General features: G+C 58.7%; 10 protein-coding genes and 2 tRNA genes. 2 read left to right on the top strand and 10 right to left on the bottom strand.

The window, feature by feature from the left end:
- The first annotated feature begins 60 nt into the window (after window positions 1–60).
- Window positions 61–1,170 (top strand): DUF2817 domain-containing protein, encoded by a 1,110-nt coding sequence (locus tag AC07ZE_RS25035; protein WP_207267052.1) that lies wholly within the window; start codon window positions 61–63, stop codon window positions 1,168–1,170.
- Window positions 1,171–1,253: 83 nt separating this feature from the next.
- On the opposite strand, the gene AC07ZE_RS25030 is transcribed toward AC07ZE_RS25035, so the two are convergent.
- Both AC07ZE_RS25030 and AC07ZE_RS25025 read right to left on the bottom strand, forming a co-directional pair.
- Window positions 1,254–1,330 (bottom strand) — tRNA-Met (locus AC07ZE_RS25030).
- Window positions 1,331–1,445: 115 nt separating this feature from the next.
- On the bottom strand, window positions 1,446–2,774 hold the full coding sequence (locus tag AC07ZE_RS25025) for a methyl-accepting chemotaxis protein (RefSeq protein ID WP_404940902.1): 1,329 nt from the start codon (window positions 2,772–2,774) through the stop codon (window positions 1,446–1,448).
- A gap of 1,062 nt (window positions 2,775–3,836) precedes the next feature.
- Between AC07ZE_RS25025 and AC07ZE_RS25020 the strand changes: the two genes are divergently transcribed.
- Complete coding sequence (locus AC07ZE_RS25020; protein WP_207267050.1) at window positions 3,837–5,054, top strand: MFS transporter; 1,218 nt, start codon at window positions 3,837–3,839, stop codon at window positions 5,052–5,054.
- A gap of 104 nt (window positions 5,055–5,158) precedes the next feature.
- Here AC07ZE_RS25020 and ychF read toward each other — a convergent pair whose 3' ends face one another.
- From ychF to AC07ZE_RS24980, 8 genes are all read right to left on the bottom strand, one after another.
- Window positions 5,159–6,259, bottom strand: coding sequence for a redox-regulated ATPase YchF (gene ychF / locus AC07ZE_RS25015; RefSeq protein ID WP_207267049.1), 1,101 nt, complete (start codon window positions 6,257–6,259; stop codon window positions 5,159–5,161).
- A gap of 22 nt (window positions 6,260–6,281) precedes the next feature.
- Window positions 6,282–6,866, bottom strand: coding sequence for an aminoacyl-tRNA hydrolase (gene pth, locus AC07ZE_RS25010; protein WP_095192917.1), 585 nt, complete (start codon window positions 6,864–6,866; stop codon window positions 6,282–6,284).
- Between the two features lie 169 nt (window positions 6,867–7,035).
- Window positions 7,036–7,635, bottom strand: a complete 600-nt coding sequence (locus AC07ZE_RS25005) for a 50S ribosomal protein L25/general stress protein Ctc (RefSeq protein ID WP_207267048.1) — start codon at window positions 7,633–7,635, stop codon at window positions 7,036–7,038.
- A 141-nt stretch (window positions 7,636–7,776) separates the two neighbouring features.
- A complete protein-coding gene (locus tag AC07ZE_RS25000; protein WP_003171603.1) occupies window positions 7,777–8,718 on the bottom strand; it encodes a ribose-phosphate pyrophosphokinase in 942 nt (313 codons plus the stop codon).
- A gap of 47 nt (window positions 8,719–8,765) precedes the next feature.
- Window positions 8,766–8,840 (bottom strand) — tRNA-Gln (locus AC07ZE_RS24995).
- 36 nt (window positions 8,841–8,876) lie between these two features.
- A complete protein-coding gene (ispE, locus tag AC07ZE_RS24990) occupies window positions 8,877–9,728 on the bottom strand; it encodes a 4-(cytidine 5'-diphospho)-2-C-methyl-D-erythritol kinase (protein ID WP_207267047.1) in 852 nt (283 codons plus the stop codon).
- 1 nt (window position 9,729) lies between these two features.
- Window positions 9,730–10,347 (bottom strand): lipoprotein insertase outer membrane protein LolB, encoded by a 618-nt coding sequence (gene lolB / locus AC07ZE_RS24985; RefSeq protein ID WP_207267046.1) that lies wholly within the window; start codon window positions 10,345–10,347, stop codon window positions 9,730–9,732.
- 4 nt (window positions 10,348–10,351) lie between these two features.
- The gene (locus AC07ZE_RS24980) at window positions 10,352–12,076 is read right to left on the bottom strand and encodes a tetratricopeptide repeat protein (RefSeq protein WP_207267045.1); all 1,725 of its coding nucleotides are present in this window, start codon (window positions 12,074–12,076) and stop codon (window positions 10,352–10,354) included.
- Window positions 12,077–12,264 lie beyond the last annotated feature (188 nt).

The raw sequence follows: 12,264 nt of genomic DNA, 5'->3' as shown, positions 1-12,264 counted from the left end.
AGTGGAATTTCTGTAGGGTCGTTGCCAATAGTCAGGCCAGAAAATCAACACGAGGTAACCATGCAGACCGAGTTTCCGACTCAGCCAAGCTACCGTTCCCAGCGCGAACAATTCCTTGCCGCGGCGACTGCGGCCGGGGCGACGCTGACCGAGTATCCGCATCCGCTCAGAGGGCCGTTCGGCGAGCACTTGAGCACCGATGTGGCGGTGCTTGGCGATCCTGCTGCCAAACGCTTGCTGGTTGCGTTGAGCGGCACCCATGGTGTCGAGGGCTTCTATGGCTCGGGGTGTCAGGTCAAATGGCTGCAGGAGCTGGGTAAGCGCTCGCTGCCGGCCGATGTCGCCGTGGTGATGATCCATTCGATCAATCCTTGGGGCATGGCCTGGTTGCGCCGGGTCAACGAAGACAATATCGACCTGAACCGCAATCATCTGAACTTCGACGGTCCGTTGCCGGACAATGAGGCCTATGACGCGCTGCACGAAATCTATGCGTGCGCAAAATTGCACGGTCCTGAGCGTGATCGCGCCGATGCCTTGCTTGATGCGCAGATCCGCGAGCATGGCTGGCCGGCGGTGATGTCGATTGTCGAGGGCGGGCAGCATGCCCATCCCGATGGGTTGTTTTACGGCGGGCTGGCGCCAAGTTGGTCGAATCGCACCTTGCACCGGATCGTTCAGAAGCATGTAGCGCATGCCGATGTCGCCATGTGCTTTGACCTGCACACCGGTGCTGGCGAGTATGGTCATCCCATGTTGCTGACAATCGCCGAAGCGGCATATCCGGCGCTGGCCGATGCCCAGGCAATTTATGGTCCGTGGCTCTACACCTTACACACCGGTGCCGACACCCTGAGCGAAACCGGCGTTGCGGCCACCGCCACCGGTTATACCTCGCAGGCGTTGATCAATGCGTTGCCGCAAGTGCGGTTGATGCCGTTCGTCATTGAGTGCGGGACCTACCCAGGGGCGGATGTGCATCGTCATTTGCGTGACGACCACTGGCTGCATTTGCATGGCAACCCAAATGATGCCGCAGGGCGTGAAATCAAACTGAATCTGCTTGAGCAATTCTACCCGGCCGACAGCGATTGGCAGGCGATGGTCTGGCTGCGGACCTGGCAGATCTGGGAGCGGGCGTTGTCGGCACTGCCGGCGGTTCGTGGCTGAGGCTGTTTGGTGCAGGAGCGATCAGTCGCTTTTTTCGAGGCATAAAAAAACGGCCTACCTTTCGGTAAGCCGTTTTTAGTACTTGGTGGCTACACAGGGACTTGAACCCCGGACCCCAGCATTATGAATGCTATGCTCTAACCAACTGAGCTATGTAGCCAAGTGGCGCGCATTATTCACCGGTAATGCAGATGCGTCAAGCGTAAATCTAAAATATTTCTCTACACTTTCAACCGCTTATCATCCTGAACCGAAAAAAGGCTCAGGGGAGGGCGTCAATTGAGCTGAAACCTGCCGGTATTGGCACTCAAGGCCTTGCTGCCCTGGCTCAAGGTGTCGGCTGCAAGGTTCACTGCTCGTGCGCCTTCGAGCAAGCGGAGCGCCGCCTGATCGACTTGCTGGATGTTGCCGCTGACTTCGTCGGCGGTGCTCGCCTGTTCATCGACCGCCGTGGCGATCTGCGCGAGGGTGTCGGTGACACCCTGAACGGCGCTCGCAATTTCACCCAGGCGTTCACCGAGGCCGGTGACGGCTTGCGCATCGGATTGTGCCTGGCCGCAAGCCGCTTGCATCAAGCTCACCGCTTCGTTCACGGTACTGCGCAGGCTATCGACCGTTCCGGCGATCTGCGCGGTCGAGGACTGGGTGCGTTGCGACAGGCTGCGCACTTCGTCGGCCACCACCGCAAAGCCGCGACCCTGTTCTCCCGCGCGAGCGGCCTCGATCGCAGCGTTGAGCGCCAACAGGTTGGTCTGCTCGGCGACGCCGCGAATGGTGTCGACCACCAGTTGAATCTGCTGCCCTTGTTCACTGACTCGGCCCAGGGCCGCAGCAGTGTCGTTCAAGCGCTGATTGAGCTGCTGAATGCTCGCTGTCGTACGTTGGCTGTCACGACTGCTGTCGGCGGCAATGCGCTGGGTGTGCTGAGCGCTGCCAGAGGCCCGTTCACAGCTCGCGGCCACCCCTTGGGAGGTGGCGGCCAATTGCGTCGCTGCCGCGGCGATCTGACTGATCTGCAGTTGCTGCGCTTCAACTTCGCCAAGGGCGTCGCTGGAATGATGATTGAGGGTTTGCACCGCATTGCTCAGTTGCAAGGTTTCGTGATCGACACCCAGCAGGCTGGTGCGCAGTTGCAGGACGGCGACATTGAGGGCGGTGCTGATGGCCGCCAGTTCGTCCCGCCCTTGCACCGGCACTTGCAGGCCGAGATTGCCGTCGCGCAGGGCTTCAGCAAGCAAAGTGATACCGCTGGCACTGCGACGGATCGACGCCTGCAAACAGATGAACAGGTACAGCGCGGCCAGCAGCAGGACACCGAAAATACTTGCTACGATGATCAACTGGCGAATCGCCGAGTCATGGTAGTAATCCAGGCGCTGATCCAGCGACACCAGCGATTGCTGGCGCAGTGCGGCGAGGTTGGCGAGCAGGGCGTCCAGGCTACGCTCGAAGTCTTCCGGCTTGAGGTTGATGCTGCCGCCGAACACGCCGTCATCAAGGACTTTCAAACCGGCATCAAGGTGCTTGAGGCTGTCATGGTACTGCCCGGCCCAGGCTTGCAGGGCGCTGGGCAACCGCGCTTCGAGCAGCCCCGCGGTTTTCATCAACTGCTCCCGCGCGTCGCCGATCCGGCTACGCAAGTCGCGCAATTGCAGACGGCTTTGCAGCGTGAATTGCCCGGACACCACCGAGGCCTGGCCGACACTCGCCAGGCGGCCGACCCGTTCAATCAAATCGGGCGCATGTTGGGTGGAGATTTGCGTCAGTAAATAAGTCTCCAGCCACGGTGCCAGCGTCAAGCGGTTGTCCATGGCGATCTGTTCGCGCAAGGCTTGTACGGCGCTCAAGGCGCTGGTGAAGCGGTCATAGCCGTCCGGCCACCAGCCGACGCTGCTCAGACTCTTTGAGTCCAGACCGTTGAGGGCATTTTGTAGCGCTTGATAGCGGGCCAGGGTTTCGCCCTCGGAGCCTTCTTTTTGCAGAGCGTTGTTCAGATCCGAGATGGCCTGGGCGACAGCAGGCTGGACCGCATCGAACGCGGCCATGGCGGCAAGGGTCGCCGGGGTTGGCTGGCGATTGGTTTCGGTCGCGCGCCAACGTGCTGCACGATCACGCTGTGCCGCCAACAGGTTGTCGAGCGCATCAAGGGCAAGCAGTTGGCGAACCCCGGCACGTTCGCCGGAGATCAGGTTTAATTTGTCGCGATAATCCTGACTAATCATCCACAGGCTGCCGGCCAGCGGCAGGATAAACAGCAGAAACAACAGCTGGAATTTACGCGCAAAGCCAAAACGCCCCAGCAGTCCGATCCCCGGTGATAAAAACGCCTGCATGCCCCATGACTCCTTTGGACACCACGCACCATCGGCGTGCGTCGAGGTGCTTGCGACCTCGACTTGTGCCCTTTTAAAAGGCCTCGAAAGTTCACCTTTGCCAGCTCTGTAGGCCGACTCTGTAGCGAAACTTCCCATTCTCGGCCCCCTTTGTAAGGCGGCCGCGTTGAAGCGGATAAGCAAGGCAAGATTCAGACCATGGCCATGCGCTATCACCTGTTCGGCGATGAAAGTCGAGGTCGTTAGCAGGCTAAGGGGATGGCGTAGTTGCACTGAAAAATGGCACATTGGCGCACCTGCCCGTGTGCACCTCTCTGTTGTCCGGAATTTTTCATGGCTATCAGCAACGCTCAGTCCGTCCCTGCGTCGGCGCCCGTCACTTCCCAAAGCAGTCCGCTGGTCATGCGCATCATCGGCGCGGTGGCGCTGGCGCACTTGATCAACGACCTGATTCAATCGGTGCTGCCGTCGATCTATCCGATGCTCAAGGCCAGCTATGGCTTGACGTTCACCCAGGTCGGCCTGATCACCCTGACCTTTCAACTGACGGCCTCGTTGCTGCAACCCTGGGTCGGTTATCACACGGATCGCCATCCCAAGCCCTGGTTGTTACCCGCCGGCACGGTCTGCACCTTGATCGGGATTCTGATGATGTCGGTGGTGGGGAGCTTTGCGCTGATTCTGTTGGCGGCGGGGCTGATCGGTATCGGTTCGTCGACATTTCACCCGGAAGCCTCTCGCGTCGCAAGACTGGCCTCGGGTGGACGTTTCGGGCTGGCACAGTCGACCTTTCAGGTCGGCGGCAACGCGGGTTCGGCTTTTGGTCCGTTGCTGGCGGCGGCGATCATCATTCCCTACGGTCAGGGGCACGTGGCCTGGTTCGGATTGTTTGCGGTGTTCGCGCTGTTCGTGCTGTACCGGATCAGTCGCTGGTACGCCAACCACTTGAACCTGTTCAAGCTCAAACAAGGCCAAGCGGCGACTCACGGCTTGTCCAAGGGGCGGGTGATCGGCGCACTGGTGGTTCTCGGGCTATTGGTGTTTTCCAAATACTTCTACATGTCCAGTATCACCAGTTACTTCACCTTTTACCTGATCGAGAAATTCGATCTCTCGGTGGCCAGTTCGCAGTTGCACCTGTTCCTGTTTCTCGGCGCGGTAGCGGCGGGGACCTTCTTTGGCGGGCCGATCGGCGACAAGATCGGGCGCAAGGCGGTGATTTGGTTCTCGATCCTTGGCGTTGCGCCATTCACCCTGATACTGCCGCACGTTGACCTGTTCTGGACGAGCATTCTCAGCGTGGTCATCGGCTTCATCCTGGCGTCGGCGTTCTCGGCCATCGTGGTGTACGCCCAGGAACTGGTGCCGGGTAATGTCGGGATGATCGCCGGGGTGTTCTTCGGCCTGATGTTCGGCTTCGGCGGGATCGGTGCTGCACTGCTGGGACATCTGGCGGATATTCACGGCATTGAATACGTGTACTTCCTGTGTTCGTTCCTGCCGTTGCTGGGCGTGCTGGCGATCTTTTTGCCGCGCACCAGAAAGGCCTGAGCTCACACAAAACCCTTGTGGGACGTGGAAGTTAAATGTCAGGCACAAAAAAGCCGCGTATCAAACGCGGCTTTTTCTTGGGCGGGTGCTTCGCTTTGCAAAACTTAGACGTTGAAGCGGAAGTGCATCACGTCGCCGTCTTTAACGATGTAGTCCTTGCCTTCCAGACGCCATTTACCGGCTTCCTTGGTGCCGGCTTCACCCTTGTACTGGATGAAGTCGTTGTAGGCGATGACTTCGGCGCGGATGAAGCCTTTTTCGAAGTCGGTATGGATCACGCCAGCAGCCTGTGGTGCGGTGGCACCGACGCGAACGGTCCAGGCGCGGACTTCTTCGACACCGGCGGTGAAGTAGGTCTGCAGGTGCAGCATCTCGTAGCCGGCGCGGATCACGCGGTTCAGGCCTGGTTCTTCAAGGCCCAGGGCCTCGAGGAACATGTCCTTTTCTTCGCCATCGTCGAGTTCGGCGATTTCAGCTTCGATCTTGTTGCACACTGGTACAACCATTGCGCCTTCTTCTTCGGCGATGGCCTTGACCACGTCAAGGTGCGGGTTGTTCTCGAAGCCGTCTTCAGCCACGTTGGCGATGTACATGACCGGCTTGGTGGTCAGCAGGTGGAAGCCCTTGATCACCTGCTTCTCGTCAGTACTCATGTTCTTCATCAGGCTGCGTGCAGGCTTGCCTTCGGAGAAGTGAGCGATCAGTTGTTCCAGCAGGCCTTTCTGAACCACGGCGTCCTTGTCACCGCCCTTGGCGTTGCGCGCGACTTTCTGCAGTTGCTTCTCGCAGCTGTCGAGGTCGGCGAAGATCAGTTCCAGATCGATGATTTCGATGTCGCGTTTCGGGTCGACGCTGTTGGAGACGTGAATCACGTTCTCATCTTCGAAGCAGCGGACCACGTGGGCGATGGCATCGGTTTCACGGATGTTGGCCAGGAACTTGTTGCCCAGGCCTTCACCTTTCGAAGCACCGGCTACCAGGCCGGCGATGTCGACGAATTCCATGGTGGTCGGCAGGATGCGCTTTGGATTGACGATGGCTGCCAGGGCATCCAGACGTGGATCCGGCATCGGCACGATACCGCTGTTGGGCTCGATGGTGCAGAAGGGGAAGTTTTCGGCCGCGATACCGGATTTGGTCAGGGCGTTGAACAGGGTGGACTTGCCGACGTTAGGCAAGCCGACGATGCCGCAATTGAATCCCATGGTGTTTCCCCTCGGGTAAAAGTCAGGCCTTCTGGCTGTGCAGGTTTTTCATCGCGCGGTTCCATTCCCCGGCGAGGATATCCGGCAGCACGCCGAGGGCAAAGTCGATGCTGGCATCGAGTTTTTCCTGTTCGGCGCGTGGCGCACGACCCAGGACGAAATTTGAAACCATACTGGCAACGCCCGGGTGGCCAATGCCAAGCCGCAGGCGGTGAAAGGTATTCTGATTGCCCAGCTGCGCAATGATGTCGCGCAACCCGTTATGACCGCCATGGCCGCCGCCCTGCTTGAGTTTGGCAACGCCCGGAGGCAGGTCGAGTTCGTCGTGCGCCACCAGGATTTCTTCAGGCTTGATGCGGAAGAAACCGGCGAGTGCCGCTACGGCCTGGCCGCTGCGGTTCATGTAGGTGGTGGGAATCAGCAGACGAACATCCTGACCCTGGTGCGAATAGCGCCCGGTCAGGCCGAAATACTTGCGATCGGCCACAAGGTTTACGCCTTGTGCGTGCGCGACGCGCTCAACAAAAAGGGCCCCTGCGTTATGCCGGGTCTGTTCGTATTCAGCGCCTGGATTTCCCAGGCCAACGATCAGTTTGATGGCAGTCACGATAGGGGCCCTTCCCAGGAGTGGTGGATAACATCGCCGCAATCAGGGGAAGCGGCGAAAGTGGACGAAAATTGCTCATTTACCATGATGTAAACTCCGCGTTCTCGCCCGCTTTCTCGCTACGCTCTAGTCCGCGATGTTTCCGGTCACTCCGGCGTACAGAGTGAAATTACTCTGCAGCGCCTTCGGTAGCTTCTGGAGCAACACGTGGAGCGTGGACGTTGGCAACAGCCTTGTCATCACCGTGTGCCAGAGCAACGAACTCAACGCCTTTAGGAGCGGTGATGTCGGACAGGTGAACGATGGTGCCGATTTCAGCCTTGGCCAGGTCGACTTCGATGAACTCAGGCAGGTCTTTCGGCAGGCAGGAAACTTCGATCTCGGCAACAACGTGCGAGATTTCGCCGCCTTTCTTGACCGGTGCTTCTTCGTTGATGAAGTGCACTGGAACGATAGCGGTCAGTTTCTGGCCGGCTACTACGCGTACGAAGTCAGCGTGCATCACGTGGCCTTTGGCCGGGTGACGTTGCAGAGCTTTGATCACGACGTTTTGCTTGGTGCCACCAACGTTCAGCTCGATGATGTGGCTGTAAGCCGCTTCGTTTTCGAGCAGTTTGGCAACTTCTTTGGCCAGCATGCTGATGGATTCAGGGGCTTTGTCGCCACCGTAAACTACAGCTGGAACCAGGCTTGCGAGACGACGCAGGCGGCGGCTCGCACCTTTCCCCAGGTCGGAACGCACTTCAGCATTCAGAGTAAAATCGTTCATGTTGTATCTCCAAAATAACCACACTCGCCCCAGCGTTTGCGACCAGCGCTAAAGGCGATATGGGCAAAAAAGCCCCGCCCCGACAGGAATGCCGGGGCGGGGCGCTTTTCGTCAACGAAATGTTCGAAAAGGGCAGGGCCCTTAGCGGAACATCGCGCTGATCGATTCTTCATTGCTGATGCGGCGAACCGCCTCGGCAACTACCGGTGCGATATCCAGTTGACGGATACGCGCACAGGCTTGTGCTGCAGCGGACAGCGGGATGGTGTTGGTCACCACCAGCTCGTCCAGCACGGAATTTTCGATGTTTTCGATCGCCCGACCCGACAGCACAGGGTGCGTGCAGTAGGCGAAAACCTTGGCAGCGCCATGCTCTTTCAAGGCCTTGGCCGCATGGCACAGGGTGCCGGCGGTATCGACCATGTCATCGACCAGGATACAGGTACGCCCTTCGACATCACCGATGATATGCATCACTTCAGAGTGATTGGCTTTCTCACGGCGTTTGTCGATGATCCCGAGATCCACGCCCAGGGATTTGGCAACGGCACGTGCACGCACGACGCCGCCAATGTCCGGGGACACGATCATCAGGTTTTCGAAGCGCTGATCTTCAATGTCATCCACCAGAACCGGGGAGCCGTAGATGTTATCTACCGGAATATCGAAGAAACCCTGAATCTGGTCAGCATGCAGATCAACCGTGAGAACACGGTCGATGCCGACTACGGTAAGCATGTCAGCAACGACTTTCGCGCTGATAGCCACACGTGCGGAACGCGGACGGCGATCCTGACGGGCATAACCAAAGTAAGGAATAACAGCAGTGATACGAGTAGCCGAGGAGCGGCGGAAGGCATCAGCCATCACTACCAGTTCCATCAGGTTATCGTTGGTCGGAGCGCAAGTCGGCTGAATAATGAAGACATCTTTACCGCGGACGTTTTCATTGATCTCGGCAGTGATTTCGCCGTCGGAAAACTTACCGACAGAAATGTCACCGAGAGGGATATGCAGCTGACGTACGACACGCCGAGCCAGATCGGGGTTGGCGTTCCCCGTAAAGACCATCATCTTGGACACGCGCAGTACCTGAAGGCTGAGGGTATACCTGGATGAGTATAGGAAAATGGCAGGGGCGGCTGGATTCGAACCAACGCATGGCAGGATCAAAACCTGCTGCCTTACCGCTTGGCGACGCCCCTGTATCTGTTGCAACGAGTACCCTGTACTCGGTTCCTTTAGAGCAGACTTTGCAGTTTGCGATGCAACATCGAAACGTTGCTTCCTTTTGCTACAAAACCTGTAAGGGTCTCTGTCAGAAGGGCCGAGACTTTATCAGCTTCAGCTTTGCTTGGGAAGCCCCCAAACACACAACTTCCAGTTCCGGTGAGTTTTGCTTCGGTAAATTTACCTAACAAATTCAAGGCGTTACGTACCTCTGGATAACGTCTTGCTACCACCGGCAAGCAGTCATTTCGACTGTTTCCCTTGGGAACGGGGCGCACTTTAATGGGCGGCGAGTTACGTGTCAACAACGGATCTGAAAAAATTTCTGCTGTGCTAACAGAGACTTGCGGTACCAGCACGAGGTACCACGGTTCTTCAGGCTCGACGGGCGTAAGTTTCTCTCCCACCCCCTCCGCAAAAGCGGCACGGCCGCGTACGAAAACCGGGACATCGGCGCCCAGCGTCAGCCCCAGATTGGCCAGTCGATCCTCGTCCCAGCCCAGTCGCCACAGGTGATTCAGGCCGAGCAGGGTCGTGGCGGCATTGGAACTTCCGCCACCAATCCCGCCACCCATGGGCAGGATCTTTTCGATCCAGATATCGATGCCGAGCGAGCAGCCGGACTGCGCCTGGAGTTGTCTGGCGGCTTTGACGATCAGATTGCTGTCGTGGGGGACGCCTTCGAATTCGGTATGCAGACGAATGACGCCGTCATCGCGTACGGCGAACGTGATTTCGTCGCCGTAATCGAGAAACTGAAACAGCGTCTGCAGTTCGTGGTAGCCGTCTTCGCGGCGACCGAGAATGTGCAGCATCAAGTTGAGTTTGGCTGGGGAGGGCAGAGTCAGGCGGTTGGCCGGCATGTCATATCCCCAGCTTGCGTGGTTGCCAGACCTTGATCACCAGCGTGACATCAAGGTCGGTGCCATGCAGTTTGATCCGCTCGGGTAGCCAGTAACCGTTTTGTTCGGTATAGGCGGTGTACTCCACCTGCCAGCCGTCCTGTTCGAGACTGGCCAAACGACTGTCGCCGTCGAGGGTCAGGCGGCTTTTGCTATCCGGAGCCGGAAGCCCGCGGACCCACCAGGCCAGATTGGAAACAGGCAGCTTCCAGCCCATCTGCTCTTCAAGCAATGCATCCGGGCTCGGCGCTTCGTAGCGTCCCTGGTTGGCGACTTCCAGGGAAACCTTCCCGGGGCGTCCGGTCAGGCGTGCCGCACCGCGACCCAGAGGGCCCGAAAGGCGGATGTCGTAGTAATCCTGGCGTTGCAACCAGAACAACGTGCCACTGCCCGAGTCCTTTGGTGCGCGAATGCCGATCTTGCCGTCGATCTGCCAGCCATCAAGCCCCGTAAGTTGCTGTTTGTGTTCGCGCCATTGGGCGGGGTTGCCGTGACCCTCGAGCGATTCGCGGGCACCGAAACCCGCGCAACCGGCGAGCAGGGCGATGAAACTGAAAACGATGATGTGGCGCAAAAACATAATCTTAAAGAGTCTCTGATCCGGTCAGGCGCTTGATGGTGCTGCGCAGGATAGGGCTGTCGGGTTGTTCCTTGAGGAACTTGCCCCAGATTTGCTTGGCTTCACGCTGCTTGCCATTGGCCCACAGGACTTCACCCAGATGCGCGGCGACTTCCTGGTCGGGAAAGCGCTCCAGCGCCTGACGCAACAGGCGTTCCGCTTCGTCGAGATTGCCCAGGCGGAAATTCACCCAGCCGAGGCTGTCGAGGACCGCCGGGTCTTCCGGATTGATCTTGTGTGCCTGTTCGATCAGGGCCTTGGCCTCGACGTAGCGCGTGGTGCGGTCGGACAAGGTGTAGCCGAGGGCGTTCAGCGCCATTGCATTGTCCGGGTCGCGCTTGATGATCAGGCGCAGGTCTTTTTCCATCTGCGCCAGGTCATTGCGTTTTTCCGCTTGCATGGCGCGGGTGTAAAGCAGGTTCAGATCGTCCGGGTATTGCTGCAGGGCTTTTTGCAGGACATTCCAGGCTTTGTCGCCCTGTTTGTTGGCAGACAGGGTTTCGGCTTCGATCAGGTACAACTGAATCGCGTAGTCCGGTTGCTCGTCGCGCTCGGCGGCAAGTTTGCTCTGGGCTTCGGCGGTCTTGCCGTTGTTCATCAGGATGTCGGCCTGACGCAATTGAGCCGGCAGGTAGTCGTTGCCCGGGCCGACTTGACCGTACTCGATCAGCGCACCTTGTGGATCGTTGCGCTCTTCGGCGATGCGGCCGAGGTTCAGGTGCGCCGAATCGACGTGGCTTTCGCGGGCGATCAGGTCCTCAAGATAGCCTTTGGCCTCGTCCCAGGCCTTGGCTTCCAGGCATACCAGTGCCAGGGAATAACGCAGATCGTCGTCTTCCGGGTATTGCTGGACCAGGCTCGAGAATTCGGCCTTGGCGTCATCCATGCGGTCCTGTTCGACCAGCATGCGCGCGTAGGTCAGGCGCAGGCGCTTGTCGTCCGGGTATTTTTTGATGCTTTTTTGCAGCAGCGGCAAGGCTTCATCGCCGCGATCAAGGGATTGCAACAGGCGCGCGCGCAGCAGGATCGGGGCGATTTCGCCTTCCTCCGGCGGGTTGTCTTCCAGCAGGGCCAATGCGCCTCGGGAGTCGCCGTCCTGTTGCAGCAGCAGGGCCTTGCCGAAAATCAACTGGCTGTTGTTCGGGTGGCGCTGCAGCAAGCGGTCGAAACTCTTCATCAAGCCGTTGCGCGTATCCTGGTCGGTATCGGCCGCGGAAAGGGCGAGGAAGTCGAAATGGGTGTCGCCTTTGCCTTGCAGGACTTTTTCCATATAGGCCATGGAGTCGTCATAGCGCCCGGCCCGTGCCAGTTGCACGGCGGCGGCACGTTGCGCCTCGAGGTCGTCCTGGGCGTTTTTCGCCCAGATCAGCGCAGTATCCAGCGCCGCCTGATCGGCGCCCAGGTATTCGGCGATGCGGAATGCCCGTTCGGAGATGCCCGGATCCTGAGTGTTGATCGCCTGGGTGACGTAGTTGTCCAGGGCAATGTCGAAACGATTGCGCTGGCCAGCCAGTTCGGCACTCAACAGGCTGAAGATCGTGTCTTCACTGAACGAGCTGTAAACCTTGGGCTTTTCAGGTGCCGGGGTGCTGTCTTCGGCCGGCGGCGTACCGTCCGACGACACCGGTGCCAAGGCCTGGCAGCCGCTGAGGAAGACTAAAGCGAGAAGCAACGCGGAAGATCTATTCATATAGGAAGAGGACGACTAACCTGCGGTCGGATCATCATGACACAAGCCTCGGGGCAAACATAACCGGCCCGCCAATTTACCCGCTGCTCCTGTGCATGCAGAGGTCGAGCCCGCGTAAACGAGAACCGCTCGCAAGCACGGTCGTCGCCTACTGGCTCAATAGATATCGAGTAGTTGTTCTGAATCTG

The organism is Pseudomonas sp. GW101-3H06 (assembly GCF_059424605.1).
The sequence above is the reverse complement of the archived record's forward strand: the minus strand, read 5'-3'. Positions and strand labels throughout refer to the sequence as shown.